Source organism: Rhizobium album (assembly GCF_003122325.1).
GTDB lineage: Bacteria > Pseudomonadota > Alphaproteobacteria > Rhizobiales > Rhizobiaceae > Metarhizobium > Metarhizobium album.
Window position 1 is genome coordinate 20,085 of the sequence record NZ_QFBC01000013.1, and the last position, 18,924, is coordinate 39,008.

19 protein-coding genes are annotated in these 18,924 nt (G+C 65.1%); 4 read left to right on the plus strand and 15 right to left on the minus strand.

The genetic code is table 11. From position 1 onward, the window contains the following. Positions 1 to 9 precede the first annotated feature (9 nt). The 7 genes from DEM27_RS23030 to paaN form a co-directional block, all read right to left on the minus strand. On the minus strand, positions 10 to 2,073 hold the full coding sequence (locus tag DEM27_RS23030; protein ID WP_109460598.1) for a 3-hydroxyacyl-CoA dehydrogenase NAD-binding domain-containing protein: 2,064 nt from the start codon (positions 2,071 to 2,073) through the stop codon (positions 10 to 12). 4 nt (positions 2,074 to 2,077) lie between these two features. Continuing rightward, positions 2,078 to 2,779 (minus strand): ABC transporter ATP-binding protein, encoded by a 702-nt coding sequence (locus tag DEM27_RS23035; protein ID WP_109460599.1) that lies wholly within the window; start codon positions 2,777 to 2,779, stop codon positions 2,078 to 2,080. Further along, positions 2,766 to 3,551 carry an ABC transporter ATP-binding protein gene (locus DEM27_RS23040; protein WP_109460600.1) on the minus strand — a complete coding sequence of 262 codons (786 nt, stop codon included), beginning with the start codon at positions 3,549 to 3,551 and terminating at the stop codon, positions 2,766 to 2,768. The genes DEM27_RS23035 and DEM27_RS23040 overlap by 14 nt, the downstream gene beginning before the upstream one ends. Beyond that, positions 3,548 to 4,504 (minus strand): branched-chain amino acid ABC transporter permease, encoded by a 957-nt coding sequence (locus tag DEM27_RS23045; RefSeq protein ID WP_109460601.1) that lies wholly within the window; start codon positions 4,502 to 4,504, stop codon positions 3,548 to 3,550. Before DEM27_RS23045 ends, DEM27_RS23040 begins: the two co-directional genes overlap by 4 nt. Positions 4,505 to 4,506: 2 nt before the next feature. Next, positions 4,507 to 5,379, minus strand: coding sequence for a branched-chain amino acid ABC transporter permease (locus DEM27_RS23050; RefSeq protein WP_109460602.1), 873 nt, complete (start codon positions 5,377 to 5,379; stop codon positions 4,507 to 4,509). 75 nt (positions 5,380 to 5,454) lie between these two features. Then, positions 5,455 to 6,603, minus strand: a complete 1,149-nt coding sequence (locus tag DEM27_RS23055; protein ID WP_109460603.1) for an ABC transporter substrate-binding protein — start codon at positions 6,601 to 6,603, stop codon at positions 5,455 to 5,457. Positions 6,604 to 6,649: 46 nt separating this feature from the next. Next, entirely contained in the window at positions 6,650 to 8,311 is a 1,662-nt protein-coding gene (gene paaN, locus DEM27_RS23060; RefSeq protein WP_109460604.1) for a phenylacetic acid degradation protein PaaN, read from the minus strand. Between the two features lie 100 nt (positions 8,312 to 8,411). Between paaN and paaG the strand changes: the two genes are divergently transcribed. The 4 genes from paaG to DEM27_RS23080 all read left to right on the plus strand — a co-directional run bounded on the left by paaG (position 8,412) and on the right by DEM27_RS23080 (position 11,700). Then, a complete protein-coding gene (paaG, locus tag DEM27_RS23065) occupies positions 8,412 to 9,206 on the plus strand; it encodes a 2-(1,2-epoxy-1,2-dihydrophenyl)acetyl-CoA isomerase PaaG (RefSeq protein WP_109460605.1) in 795 nt (264 codons plus the stop codon). After that, entirely contained in the window at positions 9,203 to 9,652 is a 450-nt protein-coding gene (gene paaI, locus DEM27_RS23070) for a hydroxyphenylacetyl-CoA thioesterase PaaI (protein ID WP_109460606.1), read from the plus strand. Before paaG ends, paaI begins: the two co-directional genes overlap by 4 nt. Before the next feature lie 36 nt (positions 9,653 to 9,688). Further along, positions 9,689 to 10,999 carry a phenylacetate--CoA ligase PaaK gene (paaK, locus tag DEM27_RS23075; protein ID WP_109460607.1) on the plus strand — a complete coding sequence of 437 codons (1,311 nt, stop codon included), beginning with the start codon at positions 9,689 to 9,691 and terminating at the stop codon, positions 10,997 to 10,999. 104 nt (positions 11,000 to 11,103) lie between these two features. Beyond that, positions 11,104 to 11,700: a TetR/AcrR family transcriptional regulator gene (locus DEM27_RS23080; protein WP_109460608.1), complete on the plus strand. Its 597-nt coding sequence runs from the start codon at positions 11,104 to 11,106 to the stop codon at positions 11,698 to 11,700. 15 nt (positions 11,701 to 11,715) lie between these two features. Here the strand turns inward: DEM27_RS23080 and DEM27_RS23085 are convergent, their stop codons facing one another. From DEM27_RS23085 to paaA, 8 genes are all read right to left on the minus strand, one after another. Then, complete coding sequence (locus tag DEM27_RS23085; protein WP_109460766.1) at positions 11,716 to 12,198, minus strand: acyl-CoA thioesterase; 483 nt, start codon at positions 12,196 to 12,198, stop codon at positions 11,716 to 11,718. 40 nt (positions 12,199 to 12,238) lie between these two features. Next, entirely contained in the window at positions 12,239 to 14,296 is a 2,058-nt protein-coding gene (gene paaZ, locus DEM27_RS23090; protein WP_109460609.1) for a phenylacetic acid degradation bifunctional protein PaaZ, read from the minus strand. 57 nt (positions 14,297 to 14,353) lie between these two features. Next, a complete protein-coding gene (locus tag DEM27_RS23095) occupies positions 14,354 to 15,109 on the minus strand; it encodes a Phenylacetic acid catabolic protein (protein ID WP_109460610.1) in 756 nt (251 codons plus the stop codon). Between the two features lie 29 nt (positions 15,110 to 15,138). Further along, positions 15,139 to 16,215 carry a 1,2-phenylacetyl-CoA epoxidase subunit PaaE gene (paaE, locus tag DEM27_RS23100; protein WP_109460611.1) on the minus strand — a complete coding sequence of 359 codons (1,077 nt, stop codon included), beginning with the start codon at positions 16,213 to 16,215 and terminating at the stop codon, positions 15,139 to 15,141. Between the two features lie 20 nt (positions 16,216 to 16,235). Beyond that, complete coding sequence (gene paaD, locus DEM27_RS23105) at positions 16,236 to 16,760, minus strand: 1,2-phenylacetyl-CoA epoxidase subunit PaaD (protein ID WP_109460612.1); 525 nt, start codon at positions 16,758 to 16,760, stop codon at positions 16,236 to 16,238. Positions 16,761 to 16,772: 12 nt separating this feature from the next. After that, a complete protein-coding gene (gene paaC / locus DEM27_RS23110; RefSeq protein WP_109460613.1) occupies positions 16,773 to 17,555 on the minus strand; it encodes a 1,2-phenylacetyl-CoA epoxidase subunit PaaC in 783 nt (260 codons plus the stop codon). Then, entirely contained in the window at positions 17,555 to 17,839 is a 285-nt protein-coding gene (gene paaB / locus DEM27_RS23115) for a 1,2-phenylacetyl-CoA epoxidase subunit PaaB (protein ID WP_109460614.1), read from the minus strand. The genes paaC and paaB overlap by 1 nt, the downstream gene beginning before the upstream one ends. Positions 17,840 to 17,914: 75 nt before the next feature. Continuing rightward, positions 17,915 to 18,919: a 1,2-phenylacetyl-CoA epoxidase subunit PaaA gene (paaA, locus tag DEM27_RS23120; protein WP_109460615.1), complete on the minus strand. Its 1,005-nt coding sequence runs from the start codon at positions 18,917 to 18,919 to the stop codon at positions 17,915 to 17,917. Between the last annotated feature and the right edge of the window lie 5 nt (positions 18,920 to 18,924).

Consider the following 18,924-nt stretch of genomic DNA (forward strand, 5'->3'; position numbering starts at 1 on the left):
CCTGAAATGCTATTGCGCAAGGGCACTCGAAAAATCACCGGCAGCGGCTGCCTGCAGCAATCCTTGACCCGGCGGATCCGCCAGCCCCTCATCGGCCAGCTGCCGCAGGATTTCGACCACCGCCTGTAAACCCCGTTGCTCGGCATGATGCATCGGCCCGCCGCGCCAGCGCGGAAAACCGTAGCCGTGGATCTTGACAAGATCGATATCGGCCGGGCGCAGGGCGACCCCGTCGCGGAGAATCGCCGCGCCTTCGTTCACCACCGGCAGGATGATCGCATCGGCAATCGACGCCTCGTCCCAGTGACGCCGCGTCTTGCCATCGCCTAGCTCCGCAACGACCTGCTCCACGACCGGGGAAGGGGAGGGCGTCCGCCCGCCATCGGCGTAATCGTACCAGCCGGCTCCCGCCTTCTGGCCGAAACGACCCATCTCGCAAAGCCTGTCGGCCACCGGCGCGAATGGCGTTTCGCCCCGCGCTCGCGCCGCCTGGCGCTGGAAGGCGGCGATATCGAGCCCGCCGAGATCCTGCGCCTCGAACGGCCCCATCGGCAGGCCGAAGGCCCGCATCGCCGCATCGACGGCCGCAGGCGTCGCGCCCGACAGCAGCAGACGCTCCGCCTGCGCCCGCGTCACCTTGAGTATGCGATTGCCGATAAAACCGTCGCAGATACCGGCGCGCACCGGAATTTTGCCGAGCAGGCGCGCCAGGGCAGAGCCTGTTGCCAGCACATCCGGCGCGGTCGCTGCCGTCGGCACGATCTCCAGCAGCTTCATCACCTGCGCCGGGCTGAAGAAATGCAGTCCCAGAAAACGCTCCGGCCCCGCGATACCCTCACCGATCCGCTCCGGGTCGAGATAGGAGGTGTTCGTCGCCAGGACGGCATTGGGCCGGCAGACGGCGGACAGCGTGGCGAAAACCGCATGCTTGACGGCAAGATCCTCGAAGACGGCTTCGATGACGAGATCCGTATCGGCCAGCAGCCGGTAATCGTCGCCGCCGGAAACGCCTGCCATGCGCGCAGCCGCGGCCTCGGCGGTCAGCCTGCCGCGTTTCACCGCCGCGTCGAAAATGCCGCGGATATTGGCAAGGCCGCGCTCCACGGCGGCCGTATCCCGCTCGATCAGGATGACCGGCAGGCCGGCGTCGCGCAGCGCCGCGGCGATGCCGGCTCCCATCGTGCCGCCGCCGATCACCGCCGCGGAACGGATGTCGCGCGAGGCGATGCCGGCCAGTTCGGCGGGACGCGACGCGGCGCGCTCGGCAAAAAACACATGACGCAAGGCCGCCGCCTGCGGCGAACCGCGCAATTCCAGAAACGTCTCGCGTTCGAAGGCCATGGCAGCGTCGAAACTGGCCTCCGACGCCTTGCGCAAGCAGGCCAGCGCCCGCAACGGCGCAATCTCCCGTTTCGCCTTGGCGCCCACGGTCTTTTCCGCCGCCTCCCAGAAGCCGTCCCCGACCGCTGCCACCGCCCGGTCGGCAATCGGTCGCGGCAACGGCTTGCCGACCACGTCCTGTGCAAATTCGACGGCGAAGCTGCGCAGGTCGCCGTCGACGACATGATCGACCAGCCCCATGGCCGCCGCCTTGCGGGCATCGACCGGTGCGCCGCCGGTGACCATCTCGACCGCCGCGGCCGCCCCGACCAGCCGCGGCAGGCGGACGGTGCCGCCGGCACCCGGTACCAGGCCGAGCTTGACCTCCGGCAGGCCGAGGCTTGCGGAGGCAGTGGCGACGCGGAACCGGCAGCCGAGCGCCACCTCCAGCCCGCCGCCGAGCGCGCTGCCGTGAACGGCGGCGATCCAGGGTTTTGCCGCCCGCTCGACGCGGGACACGACATCCGGCAGGTGCGGCGGTTGGGGCGGCTTGCCGAACTCGTTGACATCGGCGCCGGCGATAAAGGTGCGGCCGGCGCAGATCAGCACCACCGCATCGACGTCACCATCGCCATCGAGGCTTTCGGCCGCGTCAAAAAGATCCTGCCGCAGCGCCTGGGATAGCGCGTTGACCGGCGGATTGTCGATGGTGACGACGGCGATCCTGCCCTCGCGGGCAATGACAACGGGCATGCGGTCAGACTCCAAGATAGGCGGCGCGGATGCGCTCGTCGGCAATCAGCTCGGCCGCCGGACCGGACATGGTGATCCGGCCGGTTTCCATGACATAGCCGCGGTCGGCGATCGACAAGGCGCCGAAGGCGTTCTGCTCGACGAGCAACACGGTGACGTCGAGCGATTTCAGGCTTTTGACGACCTCGAAAATCTGCGCCACGAGGATCGGCGCCAGTCCCATGGACGGTTCGTCGAGCAGCAGGCAGGAGGGCCGGGCCATCAGGGCGCGGGCGATCGCCAGCATCTGTTGCTGTCCGCCGGAAAGCCCGCCGGCGGCGAGGTTGCGTTTTTCCCTGAGGATGGGGAACATCGCAAAGGCGTCCTGCATGTCGCGATCGACCTTGTCGTCGGCAAACAGGTAGGCACCGAGCCGCAGGTTTTCCTCCACCGTCAGGTTGGTGAAGATCTGCCGCCCCTCGGGGGATTGGGAAAGGCCGCGCTGCACCCGTCGGAACGCCGGCACCGCGGTCAGCGCCTCGCCGCGAAAGACGATCGAGCCGGCCGACACCGGCTGGATGCCGGAAAGACACCGCAGAAGCGTCGTTTTGCCGGCGCCATTGGCGCCGACGACCGTGACGATCTGGCCCGAGGCCACCTCGATATCGAGGCCGTGAAGCACCTCGATGCGGCCGTAACGCGACCGCAGTCCTTCAACCGTCAGCATGGTTCGCCTCCGTCGCTTGGGCACCCAGATAGGCTTCGATGACACGGGGATTGCGGGCGATGGCCGCCGGCTCGCCTTCGGCGATCTTCTCGCCGTGATCGAGCACCACGATGTGGTTGGAAATGCGCATGACCATCTTCATGTCGTGCTCGACGAGCAGGATGGAGATGCCTTCCGCCGCCATCTGGGCGATCAGGTGGTCGATCTCTTCCGTCTCCACCGCATTGCAGCCCGCCGCCGGTTCGTCCAGCAGCAGCACACGCGGTTTCAACGCCAGCGCCCGGGCGATCTCCAGCCGCTTGAGCGCGCCATAGGAGAGCGAACCCGCCTCCTGCTCGGCGGCGCGTCCGAGGCCGACGCGGTCGAGAAGACGACGGGCGCTTTCTTCCGATTCCCGGCTGCTGCGGCGCGAGGCCGGCAGCGAGAGGAGGTCGGCGAGAATGTTGCCGCGCTCGTGCAGGTGATGCCCGACGACGGCATTTTCCAAAACCGTCATCGCATGGAAGATCTGCAGGTTCTGGAAGGTGCGCGACAGCCCGCGCCGCGCCAAGAGATGCGGCGAAAGCCGCGTCACGTCCTCGCCATCCAGCATGACCTTGCCGCGGCCGGGCAGGTAGACGCCGGAAATCATGTTGAACAGCGTCGTCTTGCCGGCGCCGTTCGGGCCGATGACCGAGACGATCTCGCCGGCCTTCAGGGAGAAGCTGACATCGTTGACGGCGCGCAGGCCGCCGAAATCGATACCGAGGCCTTCGATCTGCAACAGGCTCATTCCCCACCCCTCCGCAAACGGCGCGCGATGCTGGGCAGAAGCCCGTCGCGCATGAAGATCATGACGAGCATCATCACCAGGCCGAGCAGCAGCTGTTCGTATTCCTGGAACACGGTGAGGATCTGCGGCAGGATGGTGAGGATGGCGGCGCCGAGGATGGCGCCGATGACCGAACCGGCGCCGCCGAGAACGGTCATGGTGACCATCTCGATGGAATGCATGAAGCCGGCGACATCGGGGGTGATGAACTTGTTCTGCAGCGCCAGCAGCGATCCCGAGACCGAGGCGTAGACGGCGGAAATCACGAAGGCCTTCAACTTGTAGCCGGCGACATCGATACCGACGGCACGGGCGGCGACTTCCGACCCGTGCAGAGCCCGAAGCGCGCGGCCGGTGGGGCTGTGGTAGAGGTTGAGCGCCAACCAGGCGCCGATCACCAGGATCAGGCCGGAGAAGGCATACCAGAATTCCGTGTTGGACAGATCGATGCCGATGGCCTTGAGGGCGCCGCGCAGGCCGGGGTCCTCCACCGCCATGCCGTCCGGCCCGCCGGTGATCGCCGCTTCGTTGGCAAGCACCATGGAGACCAGTACGCCGAAGCCGAGGCTGGCGACGGCGAGGTAATACCCCTTGAGCCGCAGGATCGGACGGCCGACCAGCCAAGCGATGATACCGGACAAAACGGCACCGAGCACGGCAGCCAAGGCCGGATGCAGGCCGAAATGCACGGGCGCCAGCGCGCAGGCATAAGCGCCGATGCCGGCGAACCCCGCATGGCCGAGGCTGATCTGGCCGGCATAACCGATGAGGATGACGAGGCCGGTCACGGCCAGGCCGTTGACGAAGATCAGCGAGCCGACGCGATAATAGAAGGACGAGGGGAAAAACACCGGCGCAATGGCGATGACGACCGCGAGCCCCAGGAGTGTGATGGTTTTGCTGGAAAGCCGCATGGTCACACCCGATCCGTCTGCTTGCGGCCGAACAGGCCCTGGGGCATGGCGAACAGCACCGCCAGAATGACGACGAAGGCGGCCGCATCCTTGTATTGCGAGCTGATATAGCCGGCAGTCATCGCCTCCAGGATGCCGAGCAGCAACCCGCCGACCAGCGCCCCCTTGGGGTTGCCCATGCCGCCGAGCATGGCGGCGGCGAAACCCTTCAGCGCCAGCGAAATGCCGATGTCGTAGCTGGTCAGCGTGATCGGCGTCACCAGCACGCCGGCGAGCGCGCCGATGGCGGCCGACATGGCGAAGGACAGCGTCATGATGAACTTGGTGTTGATGCCGACGAGCTGGGCGGCGATGCGGTTGTTCGCCGTCGCCAGCACGGCGCGGCCGACCAGCGTGCGGGTGAAGAACAGCCAGAGGCCGATGAAGACGGCGAGCGCTCCGGCGATCACCCACAGGCTCTGCGGCAGGATCGTCGCTCCGCCGACGGCGATGGGCGCATCGCCTGAAAAAGCCGGAAAGCGGTGGATCTGCTTGTCGAAAACGATCTGCGTCACGCCGCGGATGAAAATGGAGGCGCCGATGGTGATGATGATCAGCGACACGACGGGGGCGCCGCGAGCCGGCTCGATCGCCAGCCGGTTCAGCGCCACGCCGATCACTGCCGTGCCGAGAATGGCGATCAGCGCCGCCAGCGGCAGCGGCAGGCCGGCCTCGAAGGCAAACACGGTGATCATGCCGCCGAGCATCACGAACTCACCCTGGGCGAAATTCACGACGTCGGATGCGTTGTAGATGATGGTAAAGCCGAGCGCGACCAGCGCATAGACCGCACCGACCGTGATCCCGGACAGGAAAAATTGCATGAGTTCGGGCATGGAAGCCTCCGCTACGTGCCTCATATCTCCCCGTCCACGCCGTTATGGCGCAGACGGGGATGCAAGCCTTTCGACTTATTCGACGATCTTCCAGCCGCCCTTCTGGATTTCCAGCATGCGGAAGGCCGAGAGATCGAGGCCGAGGTGATCCGTGGCCGACATGGTCACCGTACCGGTCGTGCCGACCAGACCGGAAGTCGCTTCGATCGCATCGCGAATAGCCGACGATTCCGATCCGCCCGACCGCTTGATGGCATCGACCAGGATGGCGAATGCGTCATGCGCATAACCGCCGAAGGTCGAAACCGGCTTGCCGGTCGCCTTTTCGTAAGCCTCCTTGTAGGCCTTCACGACGGCATATTGCGGATCGCTTTCCGGCAAGAGGCCGGCGACCAGCAGGGCGGTGCCCGGCAGGCGCACACCTTCCGCAGCCTGCGCACCGGCAAGCTCGATGAAGCTGTCGGACGCAACGCCATGCGACTGGTAGAGCGGCAGGCCGATGGCCAGCTGGGCATAGTTGCGGGTGACGATGGCCGGCCCCTGGCCGAAGCCGGGGTTGAGCACGGCCTGGACGCCATCCTTGCCCTTGATGTTGGTGAGCTGCGGCGTCATGTCGGCATCGGTCGGGCCGTAGGTTTCGTCGGCGAGAACCTCGATGCCGTAATCGCCGATGATCGCCAGGCACTGCTTGCGCATCGAGGCGCCGAAACCGTCCGAGCCGGAGATCATGCCGATCTTGGTGAAGCCGCGTTTCTTCATGTCCTCGAAGATCTTGGCACAGGCCATGCGGTCCGTGTGCGGCGTCTTGAAGGTGTAGGGCCGCACCGGATCGATGATCTCGATGGCGCCGGCCAACGAAATGAACGGGATCTCGGCATCTTCGGCGACCGGCATGATCGCCATGGTCGTGCCCGTCGTCGTGCCGCCGATGATGGCGACGACCTCGTCGTCCTCGACGAGGCGGGTGGCGAAGGTGCGGGCCTTGTTCGGATCGCCGCCGTCGTCATAGATGACGAATTCGATCTTCTCGCCGTTGATGCCGCCGGCGGCATTTAGCGCATCGACCAGCATCTTCAGCGTCTTGGCTTCCGGATCGCCGAGGAAGGATGCCGGGCCGGTTTCCGAAACCGTGGCACCGATCTTGATGTCGGCAAAAGCAGGGGCGGCGAAGCCCAGCACGAGCGCAAGCGTTCCGGCGAGCGCGGTTGTCATCGATAGTTTCATGTCGGTTCTCCTCCCAGGAAAGATAAGGGTTAAGTCAAAACTCCTCTCACGCCGCCGCGGGGCGGCGCCACATCACGACGCGGAAGCGGTTGGCGACGAAGGCCGCATCCGTCAGGCTGGCATTGCCGGCCGGATTGGCGCCGGTGACATGGAAATCGCTGAAGGCGGCGCTCTGGTTGACGTAGATGCCGCCCGTCAGGTTCACCGACAGGTTGACGCCGGCAATGGCAAAGCGGTCGGTGGCAGCGGCAATCTTCCCTTCGTCGGTCTCGTAGAGCGATGCGGTGATGGCGCCGGTGCGTTCGGCAAGCGCTGCGGCACGCTCGCATCCGTCGGCGGCATCGGCCACGGCAATCAGGAACACGATCGGGCCGAAACGTTCTTCTTCATGAACCATCGTCCTGTCGGCATCGACGGCGAGAAGCAGGGGCGTGGCGGTGCGGGCGCTTTCCAGGCCCTCGATCGCCGTGCTGTCGCGAACGATGCGGCCCATGGACCGAGCCACCTGCACGCGCTCCAGCGTCGCCGGATTGGCGATGGCGCCACAGATGCCGGCAGCACGGGCCGGATCGGCGAGCAGCTCGTCGATGGCTGCGGCGATGCCGGTCGCGATATCGTCAAAGCTCTTGTGGCCTTCGTTCGTCGCAATGCCGCCGCGCGGCACGAAAATATTCTGCGGCGCGGTGCACATCTGGCCGCTGTAGAGCGACAGCGAAAAGGCGATGTTGGTACACATGCCGGCGAAATTGTCGGTGGTGCCGATGACGATGCAGTTGACGCCGGCTTCTTCCGTATAGACCTGGGCGCTGCCGGCATGGCCGCGCACCCACGAACCGAAGGTGCTGGAGCCGGTGTAATCGACGATCGCCACAGAAGGGTGCTGCACCAGCGCCTGGGTGATTTCCGCACCGGGGGCATCGGCGGCGAGCAGCACGATGTCGGGCGAAAAACCTTCCTCGGCCAGCACCTGGCGCGCCACCTCGATCGTCAGTGCCAGCGGCAGGACGGCAGCCGGATGCGGCTTGACGATCACCGTATTGCCGGTGGCAAGGCTGGCGAAGAGGCCGGGATAGCTGTTCCAGGTCGGGAACGTATTGCAGCCGATGACGAGCGAAATGCCGCGCGGCACGACACGCCAGTGCTTTTCCATGACGATCGGCTGGCCCTTGCCCTGCGGTTTGGTCCAAAGCGCCTCTGCAGGGGTGCGGTCCATCTCGGCAAAGGCGTAAGCGACCGCTTCGAGACCACGATCCTGCGCATGCGGGCCGCCAGCCTGGAAGGCCATGGCAAAACCCTGTCCGGTCGTGTGCATGACGGCGTTGGCCATCTCGAAACTCTTGCGGTTCAGCCGCGCCAGGATTTCCAGGCAGATGCCGACGCGATCCTGCGGCAATGCGGCCGCCCATTGCGGCCCAGCCGTGCGGGATGCCTCGATGAGGGTATCGACGGAAGCGGAGGGGTACCGGATATCGAGGAGCGAACCGTAAGGAGAGACTTCCGCACCGACATCACCATCAGCCGGATGCCCGGAAAGCGCGAACGATTGGCCGAGACGAGCCCGGTAGGCGGCAAGCCCGTCGTCCCTGGCGGTTTCGCCGTAGATCTTGCCGCTCGGGATCTCGGGATAGGCGGACCAGTAGCCACGCTCGCGCGCTGCCTTCAAGGCGGCTTCCAGCGTCGGCCGATGCCGTTCGAACAGTGCGCTCATCGATCGTTCCTCCCAATCTCCGCATTTATAATTGACTGACCGGTCGGTTTATGCAAGAGTTTTTTTACGCTGCCGGGAAGATCGGCGCTCGGGAGGAAACATGTCAGAGACGAACACGGTTTTGTCGGCGCTCGCCGACGGAGTTCTCACCCTTACGCTCAACCGGCCGGACAAGCTCAACGCCTTCAACGAAGAGATGCACCTGGCCTTGCGCGCCGGCTTCGAGCGCGCCCATGCCGATGCGGCCGTCCGCGCCGTGCTGCTGACGGGTGCCGGGCGCGGTTTTTCCGCCGGCCAGGATCTCGGCGATCGCGATCCGCGCAAGGGCGGGGCGCCGCCGGATCTCGGCCACACCATCGAAACCTTCTACAATCCGCTGCTGCGGCTGATCCGCAGCCTGGAAAAACCCGTGATCTGCGCCGTCAACGGCGTTGCCGCCGGCGCCGGCGCCAACATTGCCCTTGCCTGCGACATCACGCTCGCAGCCCGTTCGGCCCGCTTCATCCAGGCCTTCGCCAAAATCGGCCTCGTACCGGATTCCGGCGGCACCTGGAGCCTGCCGCGCCTGATCGGCGAGGCCCGCGCCAAGGCGCTGGCATTGACCGCCGAACCGCTGGGCGCCGAAACCGCCGCCGACTGGGGCCTGATCTGGCGTGCCGTCGACGACGAGGCGCTGATGGGCGAAGCAACGGCGCTTGCCGCCCGCCTCGCCGCCGGCCCCACCAAGGGTCTCGGCATGACCAAGCGCGCCATCCAGGCGGCCGCCACCCATTCGCTCGACGAGCAGCTCGAACTCGAACGCGACCTGCAGCGCGAAGCCGGCCGCAGCGCCGATTATGCCGAGGGCGTCACCGCCTTCCTCGAAAAGCGCAAGCCGGAGTTTACGGGTCGATGAGCGATATGGGAAGCCTTTCGCCGCACGACATCGCCAAGGCCTGTGCCGACGCCATGTGGGTGGAGGACAACGCCACCCGCCACCTCGGCATGACGCTGGTGGCGATAGCGCCGGGCGCGGCGACGATTTCCATGGCGATCACCGGGATCATGACCAATGGCCACGGCACCTGCCATGGCGGCTACATCTTTACGCTGGCGGATTCCGCCTTCGCATTTGCCTGCAACAGCCACAACCAGAAGGCCGTCGCCCAGCATTGCTCGGTGACCTACATCGCGCCCGCCTTCAAGGGCGACGTGCTGACGGCAGCGGCGCAGGAGGTGTCACGCCGGGGCAGGGGCGGCATCTACGACATCCACATCACCAATCAGCACGGCGATCAGATCGCGGAATTCCGCGGCCACTCGCGCACCGTCAAGGGTACGCATCTGCCGGAGCAGGGCTGACCGGCATTTCATCCAGCATTCTCGGAGGAGACATTCATGGAAGACCTTTCCCCCCGTCCCGGCGACCTCGAGCCGATCGAGACCGCCTCGCGCGACGAGATTTCGGCGCTGCAGCTCGACCGCATGAAATGGTCGCTGGCGCATGCCTACGAAAATTCCCCCTTCTACCGCCAGAGCTTCGACCAGGCCGGCGTGCATCCCTCCGATCTCAACAGCCTGTCGGACCTCGCCAAGTTCCCGTTCACGACGAAGAAGGACCTGCGCGATACCTATCCGTTCGGCATGTTCGCCGTGCCGCGTGAGAAGCTGGCTCGCATCCATGCCTCCTCGGGCACGACCGGCAAACCGACCGTCGTCGGCTACACGCTGAAGGACATCGATACCTGGGCGGGCATGGTCGCCCGCTCGATCCGCGCCTCCGGCGGCCGAGCCGGCGATATCGTGCATGTGGCTTACGGCTACGGCCTGTTTACCGGCGGCCTCGGCGCCCATTACGGCGCCGAAAAACTCGGCTGCACCGTCGTGCCGATCTCCGGCGGCATGACCGAGCGCCAGGTGACGCTGATGCAGGATTTCAAGCCGCGCATCATCATGGTGACGCCGTCCTACATGCTGTCGATCCTCGACGAGTTCCGCCGCCAGGGCATCGATCCGCGCGAAAGCTCGCTTGCGGTCGGCATTTTTGGTGCCGAACCGTGGACCAACGCCATGCGTGAAGAGATCGAACAGGCCTTCGACATGCATGCGGTGGATATCTACGGCCTCTCCGAGGTCATGGGGCCGGGCGTCGCCAACGAATGCGTCGAGACCAAGGACGGCCTGCACATCTGGGAAGACCATTTCTATCCCGAAATCATCGACCCGGTTACCGGCGACGTGCTGCCGGACGGCGAGATGGGCGAGCTGGTGTTCACGACGCTCACCAAGGAAGGCCTGCCGATCATCCGCTACCGCACCCGCGACCTGACGCGCCTCCTGCCCGGCACTGCCCGCTCGATGCGCCGCATGGAGAAGATCACCGGCCGCTCCGACGACATGATGATCCTGCGCGGCGTCAACGTCTTCCCGACGCAGATCGAGGAGCAGATCCTCAAATGTCGCGGGCTTGCGCCGCACTTCCAGATCGAACTGACGCGTGCCGGCCGCATGGACAACATGACCATCCATGTGGAATGTACGCTGGAAGCGGCGGACGAGGGTGCACGCACCGGCTCGGCGAAGGAACTCATCCACCATATCAAGAGCGTGGTCGGGGTCACCACCAAGGTGCTGGTGCACGCGCCGGGCGGCGTGGCGCGCTCCGAAGGCAAGGCAAAGCGGGTGGTCGACAACCGCCCGAAGGAATGAATCGAAAAGGACGGGCAAGCCCCGTACCGGCTTGACGGCGTAAGGGGAGGGCTTGCCCTCCTCCCGAAACGCGGTCGGGCCGGCGAACAGGCAGAGCAGGACACATGGCACGGACACGCGCAGTCGATTTCGAAGAGAAACAGCGTGGCATTTTGGCAAGCGCCGCAACCGTCTTTGCGGAAGTGGGCATGGAGAAGGCCTCCATGTCGATGATCGCTTCGCACAGCAAGGTCTCGAAGGCGCTGCTGTATCACTATTATCCGAGCAAGGACGCGCTGATCTTCGATATCGTGCGCACGCACCTGACCGAACTCGAAAGCGCAATCGAAACGGCCGACCGCACCGACGTTCTGCCGCAGGACCGGCTACGGCTGCTGGTGAAGGCTGTGCTGAAAAATTATGAAGGCAGGGACAACGAACACAAGGTGCAGCTCAACGGCACCAGCGCCCTGTCTCAGGAACAGCTGACGGAACTGCAGGCGATCGAGCGCCGCATCGTCAAGCGTTTCTCCGGCGTCATCAGGGATATCAATCCCGATCTCTCCAAGGACAAGCCGCTGTTGATGCCGGTCACCATGTCGCTGTTCGGCATGATGAACTGGGTCTACATGTGGTTCCGCGCCGACGGTCCGATCACCCGCGACCAATATGCCGACATCGCCACCACGCTGATCCTCGAAGGCGTCAAGGCGGTGCGCTGACCGATCCCGGCGCCGTCAATCCTCTCCCGTCCTCTCGACGTCGCGGCCGGTCGCGGCAACGCTTTCCAGACGCTCGGCGAATTCGCGTCGCAGCGTGCGCCGCAGCTCGGCGGCCTTGTAGCGGCGGTTTTCCACCGGCGTCAGCGGCCGGCAGTCCGGCACTTTTACCGGCCGGCCCTCGTCATCGACCGCCACCATGGTGAAATAACACGAGTTGGTGTGCCGGCGCTGACCGGAGCGGATGTTCTCCGCCTCGACACGGATGCCGACCTCCATGGAGGTGCGGCCGGCATGATTGATCGCGGCCCGGAAGGTCACGAGTTCGCCGACATGGATCGGCTCCTTGAACATCACCTGGTCGACCGACAGCGTCACCACATACTGCTTGGAGAAGCGCGAGGCGCAGGAGAAGGCAACACGATCCAGCAGGTTGAGCAGGGCGCCGCCATGGACCTTGCCGCTGAAATTCGCCATGTCGGGCGTCATCAACACGGTCATTTCCAGATGGCGGGGGTCCTGCTCGATCGGCGTCACGGTGTTATTCTCTCGTCTTGGCCACCATCGTCAGCACGTCGTACTGGGCGACGGTGGCGCCGGTCTGGTTGGTGACGCGGCAATCCCAGCGCACTTCGCCGTGTTCGGCGCTGGCGCGCGGATTGATGTCCTTGCACGTCAACTGGACCTGCAGCGTGTCGCCCGGATTGACCGGTGTCAAGAAGCGCAGGTTATCGACGCCGTAATTGGCCAGAACCGGACCCGGATCGGGATCGACGAACAGCCCGGCGGCGAAGGAGACGATCAGGTAGCCATGCGCCACACGGCCGTCGAAGAACGGATTGGCCCTGGCGGCTTCCTCGTCCATATGGGCATAAAACGTGTCGCCGGTGAAATGGGCGAAATGTTCGATATCCTCCAGCGTCACCGTGCGCGTGCCGGTCACCAGCTGGTCGCCGATCTTCAGTTCGGCGAGCGACTTGCGGAACGGATGCTCGCCGCCGGAACGCGCCTCGGCCCCCGGCAACCAGCGGCCGGTGACAGCCGAAAGCAGGGTCGGCGCGCCCTGGATGGCGGTGCGCTGCATATAGTGTTTGACGCCGCGCAGACCGCCCAGTTCCTCGCCGCCGCCGGCCCGGCCGGGGCCGCCGTGCACGAGGCCCGGAAGCGGCGAACCATGGCCGGTGGAGGTCTTGGCGGACACGCGGTTGCCGATCATGACGCGGCCGTGGAACGGCGCGAGGCCGAGCACCACTTCCTCGGCGAAAGCCGGATCGTTGGTGAAGACGGAGGCCACCAGGCTGCCCTTGCCGCGACGGGCAAGATCGACCGCTTCATCAGCCGTATCGTAAGGCATCACGGTGCTGACCGGGCCGAAAGCCTCGACATCATGGATGGCCTGCGCCGAGCCCGGTTTATCGCAATAGAGCAGCACGGGATTGAGGAAGGCGCCGGCAACGGCATCCCCGGAGGTTATGCTCGGATTGGCCGGATCGCCGGCGACGATCTCGGCATCGGCTGACAGATCGCGAATGCGGGCGCGGACCTCTTCGCGCTGGTCCAGGCTGGCGAGCGGCCCCATTCGAACCGTCTCTTCGGCCGGATTGCCGAGAACGGTCTTGCCGAGACGGTCGCGCAGCGCTTCGATCAACGCCTCGCTATAGCTGCGGGGTGCGATGACGCGGCGGATGGCTGTGCATTTCTGCCCGGCCTTTACCGTCATTTCCCGCGCCACTTCCTTGACGAAGAGGTCGAACTCTTCCGTTCCGGGCGCGGCATCGAGGCCGAGCACTGCGGCGTTGAGGCTGTCGGCCTCCATGGTGAAGCGCACGGAATTTTCGACAATCGCCTTGTGGGTCTTCAGCCGCCGGCCGGTCGCCGCCGAACCGGTGAAGGTCACCGCATCCTGGCCTTCGACATGATCCAAAAGATCGCCGACCGAACCGCAGACCAATTGCAACGCCCCTTCCGGCAGGATGCCGGTCTCGATGATGCGCCGGACCATCAGTTCGGTGAGATAGGCGGTCTGGCTGGCGGGCTTGACGATGGCGGGAACCCCGGCGAGCAGCGTCGGCGCCAGCTTTTCGAGCATACCCCAGCAGGGGAAGTTGAAGGCGTTGATATGGACGGCCACACCCTGCAGCGGGCTCAGGATGTGCTGCGCCGAAAAGGTCTGGTCCTTCGACAGCGGCTCGACGTCGCCATCGAGCAGCACGCGGGTATTCGGCAGTTCCCGCCGTCCCTTGGAGGCATAAGAAAGCAGCGTACCGATACCGCCGTCGATATCGACCCAGCTGTCGGCCTTGGTCGCACCCGTCGCCGCCGACAGCGCGTAAAATTCTTCCTTGAAATCCAGAAGTTTTTGGCCGAGCGCTTTCAGCATCGCCGCCCGCTCGTGGAAGGACAGGCGCCGCAATGCCGGGCCGCCGGTCTCGCGGCCGTAGCCAAGCACGGCCTTGAAGTCGATGCCGCTGGAATCGATGAAGGCCACCGGCGCGCCGGTCGAGGCGTCGAGCAGCGGCACGCCTTCGCGCGCACCTGCGGCCCATGCGCCGTGGACATAGCTTTCGAGCCGGCGCGGCCGGGTTGCCATGACGTTCATTTCGTTATCCTTCCTGTAATTCTTCACGCAAACCGCTTCGCCCGTGCGTGGGATCGCTCAGTTCAGGTTCAGCGCGGCAAGCTTTATATCGACCTCCGCCTGCCAGGTAGCGGACAGGGTCTCGTTGGGAGTATGCCGCAGGCCGAAACGCGACAGCGTCTCGAACCGCTTCGATCCAGAGTGGCCGAAACTTTCAGCGACACGGGGATGCCAGTAATCGATGGAAGCGCGCGCAGCTTCCCGCCCGCCCTCGGTTTCGGCGATCTGCGCAAGACCGGCAAGTCCAAGCTCGGCATGACGCTGCTCGCGCGGCAGGATGGCGCGGAACACTTCGGCGAGCGGCTGGTAGGATACCCGCGAAAGTTCCTTGAGCTGGATGACGCTGGCATGGCCCATCAGCACGTTCATGACCACCGCATCGATCCAGCCGAGCAACGGATAGTGGAAGACGGAAAGACGCATGTCGCCGCCCTGCCGCGCAGCGCCGATATCGGCATCGCGGGGCAGGCGGTCGGCCCACGGGTGATGCACGGCATACCGGTCGCCATCGGCGCCGAAACTCTCCATGATTTCCAGCACCCGGCCGGCGTGGTCGGTCTTTTCAAGCACGATGCGGGCAGCGGCGATCCGTTCCTGGATGCCCGGCGCATCGTTGATCGTATCTGCAAAACCGGCGGAGCCGGCAAGCTCGCTGTCGACAAAACTCGCCATCAACCGCAGCAACTCGCCGCGATAGCGCGGCGGCACGTTGGCGGGCGACGAAAGCACGCCGCCCTGCGCCAGATAATCCTCGATCGGTAGTGTATCCGACATGCTGTCTCTCCCTTGGCCGAAGGCGATGATCACTGGTCGTAGCTGACGACGACGCGGTCGGTGAGCGGGTAGCACTGGCAGGTCAGCACGTAGCCCTGACGCACCTCGTAATCCTCCAGCGCATGGTTGGTTTCCATCTCTACCTCGCCTTCGATCACCTTGGCGCGACAGGTGGAACAGACACCCGCCTTGCAGGCATATGGCGCGTCCATGGCGTTTTCGAGCGCCGCGTCGAGCAGGCTCTGGCCGTGCTTGGGAAAACGGAAGGTGCGGGTGGCGCCGTCGAGCGTCACCGTCGCCTCACAGGTCGCCGCCTGGTCGCCGCCGGCCGCCTGCTCCGTCTTGCGGCGGGCGCGGCCCGGCTGCGAGGATGCGAACAACTCGAACTTGATCTGCTCGTCGCGCAGGCCGTGCGAACGCAATGCCGCGGCAATCGCCAGCATCATCGGTTCCGGCCCGCAGATGAAGGCCGTCGCAACCGACTTAATGTCGATCCAGCTCTTGAACAACGCCGCACACTTGTCGGCATCGACGCGGCCGGTGAACAGGTCAATGTCCTGCGCTTCGCTCTCCAGCACATGCAGCACCGAGAGACGGCCGAGATAGAGGTTCTTCAGATCCTCCAGCTCCTCGCGGAACATGATCGAGCTGATCTGCCGGTTGGCGTAGACGAGGGTGAAGCGCGCCCGCGGCTCGCGCGACAGCACCGTCTTGATGATCGACAGCAGCGGCGTGATGCCGCTGCCGCCGGCAAAACCGAGATAGTGTTTTGCCACCTCCGGCTCCAGTGCCGTGAAGAAGGCGCCCATCGGCGGCATCGCTTCCAGCGTGTCGCCGGCCTTCAAGTTCTCGTTCGCCCAGGTGGAGAAGCAGCCGCCGTCGACGCGCTTGATGCCGACCTTCAGCACACCCTCGTCACGCCCGGCGCAGATCGAATAGGAACGGCGCAGTTCCTCGTCCTCGAACTTCCGGCGGAAGGTCAGGTACTGGCCCTGGGTGAAATCGAAGGTGCCGCGATCCTCCTCGGAGGGGATCAGCGTCACGACCACGGCATCGCGCGTTTCGCGGCGAACCTCGGTAACCGTAAGGGAATGAAAACGTGCCATGCCTCGTCCTTTGCGTAGGGTCAGATGCACTTGAAATAATCGAAAGGCTCCAGACAGTCGGTGCAGCGATAGCTGGCCTTGCAGGGGGTGGAGCCGAACTGGCTGATCTTTTCGGTGTTGGCCGATCCGCAGCGCGGACAGGCGATCGTCAGGTTGGAGCGGCCGCCGAGCCGGTCGATGCGCTTCATCAGCAGGCCGTCGGCCGCAGTACCGTCGACCGGCGGGGCGATGCCGTATTCGCGCAGCTTCTCCCGGCCCTCGGCGGTGACCCAGTCGGTCGTCCAGGCCGGCGAAAGCTGGCGTTCGAGGCGCAGCTTTTCGATGCCGTGGCCGGTGAGCGCCGTTTCGATATCGAGGTTGATCACCGTGGTGGCGGGACAGCCCGAATAGGTCGGTGTCACCGTTACCACCAGCGTGTCGTCCTGCCAGGCAACGTTGCGGATAATGCCGAGGTCGGTGAGCGAAATCACCGGGATCTCCGGGTCCGGCACCTCGGCCAGCCACTGCCAGACCTGGTCGACGGAAGGACGCAGCGCTGTCGCCATAATCGCCGCCTCCTACCAGGTTGCGCCAGGATAGGCGCGCTGCAGGAATTGCAATTCGGCGAGGATGAAGCCCAGATGCTCGGTGTGAACGCCGCGCCGGCCGCCCTTGTGCATGTAGGCATCGGCAGGCGTCTTCAACGTCGCTTCGGCGAGCGTCTCCTCGATGATCTCGTCCCAGCCGGCCTTCAGGCTGTGCGGGGTGGGCGCGACGCCGGCCTCGGCCAACGCTGCATCCACGGCGTCGCCCATGAACATCTCGCCCGTGAAGGCCCAGAGGTCGTCCAGCGCCTCCTGCATGCGGCGATGGCTTTCGGCCGTGCCGTCGCCGAGCCGGATGACGAGATCGCGGCTGCGGTCGAGATGGTAGGCGACTTCCTTCGAGGCCTTTTCGGCGATCTCGGCAATGCGCCGGTCCGTGGAGCCCTTCAATGCCTTCAGCATCAGGAAATGCCAGGCGTCGAACAGGAATTGCCGCATCAGCGTCTTGCCGAAATCGCCGTTCGGGCGCTCGACCAGCAGGATGTTGCGGAATTCGAAACCGTCGCGCAGATAGGCGAGGGTGTCGGCCGAGCGGCCCTTGCCTTCCACCTCACCGGCCAGGCCCAGCCAGAGCTGCGTCTGGCCGATCAGGTCGAGTGCGGTGTTGGAGAGCGCGATATCCTCTTCCAGCGCCGGCGAATGGCCGCACCATTCTGACACGCGATGACCGAGGATCAACGCATTGTCGCCCAAACGCAACAGGAATTCGAAGAGCGCGGCCTGGTCGACCGCCGGATCAAGTGTCGCGGTCGCCATCACATATGCCCCACTTCGTCCGGAATGTCGAAGAAGGTCGGGTGACGGTAGACCTTGGAGTTGGACGGGTCGAACAGCGGTCCTTTTTCGGACGGCGCGCTGGCGGTGATCTCGCTCGAGCGCACCACCCAGATGCTGACGCCTTCGTTGCGGCGGGTATAGACGTCGCGGGCATTGTGGATCGCCATCTCCGCATCGGGCGCATGCAGGCTGCCGACATGGCGATGGTTGAGGCCGTGCTGGCCGCGGATGAAGACTTCCCAGAGGGGCCATTCGCTGGACATGTATTTCACTCCCTGGCATGCGGCGATCCCGGCACATGCCGAGGATCGTCCGCGTTTTGTTCGTTGGTAACGGGCTTATTCGGCGGCAATCCGCGCGGCCTGCCGGCGCGAGGCCGCCTTTTCCGCATGGGCGACCAGCCCGTCGCGGAACCAGGCGCCGTCGTCCCAGGCCTTTTTGCGGGCGTTGAGACGTTCGGCGTTGCAGGGGCCGTTGCCGGCGATGACGTTGAAGAACTCCTGCCAGTCCGGCTCGCCGAAGTCGTAGCCGCCCTTTTCCGCGTTCCACTTGAGGTCGGGATCGGGAACGGTGAGGCCGAGATATTCGGCCTGCGGCACCGTTTGGTCGACGAATTTCTGGCGCAACTCGTCGTTCGAGTTCTGCTTGATCTTCCAGGCCATCGACTGGGCGGAGTGTACCGAAGCGTCGTCCGAGGGACCGAACATCATCAGCGACGGCCACCACCAGCGGTTCAGCGCGTCCTGCACCATGGCCTTCTGTGCCGGCGTGCCCTTCACCATCTTCATCAGCACGTCGTAACCCTGGCGCTGGTGGAAGCTTTCCTCCTTGCAGATGCGCACCATGGCCCGGGAGTACGGGCCATACGAACAGCGCTGCAGCGGCACCTGGTTCATGATCGCCGCGCCGTCGACCAGCCAGCCGATGGCGCCGATATCGGCCCAGGTCAGCGTCGGATAGTTGAAGATCGAGGAATATTTCGCCTTGCCGGAATGCAGCTGCTCGTACATCTCGTCGCGGCTGACGCCGAGCGTTTCGGCGGCGCAATAGAGGTAGAGGCCGTGGCCCGCCTCGTCCTGCACCTTGGCGAGCAGGATCGCCTTGCGTTCCAAGGTGGGTGCACGGGTGATCCAGTTGCCTTCGGGAAGCTGGCCGACGATCTCGGAATGGGCGTGCTGGCTGATCTGGCGGACCAGCGTCTTGCGATAACCTTCCGGCATCCATTCCTTCGGCTCGATCTTCTGGCCGGCATCGATGCGTTCCTGGAAGGCGCGCTCCACCGGGTCCATCTCGTCGAGCGATCGGACGCGGGCGCTGTCCGTCTTCACCATCTGTGCATACATGGTCG

What these genes read in the sequence shown, in the direction of transcription:
- DEM27_RS23085 (WP_109460766.1), bottom strand. Translation starts at nt 12,198, where the DNA reads ATGACCGTGTTGATGACGCCCGACATGGCGAATTTCAGCGGCAAGGTC.
- paaG (WP_109460605.1), top strand. Translation starts at nt 8,412, where the DNA reads ATGTCAGAGACGAACACGGTTTTGTCGGCGCTCGCCGACGGAGTTCTC.
- DEM27_RS23030 (WP_109460598.1), bottom strand. Translation starts at nt 2,073, where the DNA reads ATGCCCGTTGTCATTGCCCGCGAGGGCAGGATCGCCGTCGTCACCATC.
- paaA (WP_109460615.1), bottom strand. Translation starts at nt 18,919, where the DNA reads ATGTATGCACAGATGGTGAAGACGGACAGCGCCCGCGTCCGATCGCTC.
- paaK (WP_109460607.1), top strand. Translation starts at nt 9,689, where the DNA reads ATGGAAGACCTTTCCCCCCGTCCCGGCGACCTCGAGCCGATCGAGACC.
- paaI (WP_109460606.1), top strand. Translation starts at nt 9,203, where the DNA reads ATGAGCGATATGGGAAGCCTTTCGCCGCACGACATCGCCAAGGCCTGT.
- DEM27_RS23080 (WP_109460608.1), top strand. Translation starts at nt 11,104, where the DNA reads ATGGCACGGACACGCGCAGTCGATTTCGAAGAGAAACAGCGTGGCATT.
- paaC (WP_109460613.1), bottom strand. Translation starts at nt 17,555, where the DNA reads ATGGCGACCGCGACACTTGATCCGGCGGTCGACCAGGCCGCGCTCTTC.
- paaE (WP_109460611.1), bottom strand. Translation starts at nt 16,215, where the DNA reads ATGGCACGTTTTCATTCCCTTACGGTTACCGAGGTTCGCCGCGAAACG.
- DEM27_RS23055 (WP_109460603.1), bottom strand. Translation starts at nt 6,603, where the DNA reads ATGAAACTATCGATGACAACCGCGCTCGCCGGAACGCTTGCGCTCGTG.
- DEM27_RS23045 (WP_109460601.1), bottom strand. Translation starts at nt 4,504, where the DNA reads ATGCGGCTTTCCAGCAAAACCATCACACTCCTGGGGCTCGCGGTCGTC.
- DEM27_RS23035 (WP_109460599.1), bottom strand. Translation starts at nt 2,779, where the DNA reads ATGCTGACGGTTGAAGGACTGCGGTCGCGTTACGGCCGCATCGAGGTG.
- DEM27_RS23040 (WP_109460600.1), bottom strand. Translation starts at nt 3,551, where the DNA reads ATGAGCCTGTTGCAGATCGAAGGCCTCGGTATCGATTTCGGCGGCCTG.
- paaZ (WP_109460609.1), bottom strand. Translation starts at nt 14,296, where the DNA reads ATGAACGTCATGGCAACCCGGCCGCGCCGGCTCGAAAGCTATGTCCAC.
- DEM27_RS23095 (WP_109460610.1), bottom strand. Translation starts at nt 15,109, where the DNA reads ATGTCGGATACACTACCGATCGAGGATTATCTGGCGCAGGGCGGCGTG.
- paaB (WP_109460614.1), bottom strand. Translation starts at nt 17,839, where the DNA reads ATGTCCAGCGAATGGCCCCTCTGGGAAGTCTTCATCCGCGGCCAGCAC.
- paaN (WP_109460604.1), bottom strand. Translation starts at nt 8,311, where the DNA reads ATGAGCGCACTGTTCGAACGGCATCGGCCGACGCTGGAAGCCGCCTTG.
- paaD (WP_109460612.1), bottom strand. Translation starts at nt 16,760, where the DNA reads ATGGCGACAGCGCTGCGTCCTTCCGTCGACCAGGTCTGGCAGTGGCTG.
- DEM27_RS23050 (WP_109460602.1), bottom strand. Translation starts at nt 5,379, where the DNA reads ATGCCCGAACTCATGCAATTTTTCCTGTCCGGGATCACGGTCGGTGCG.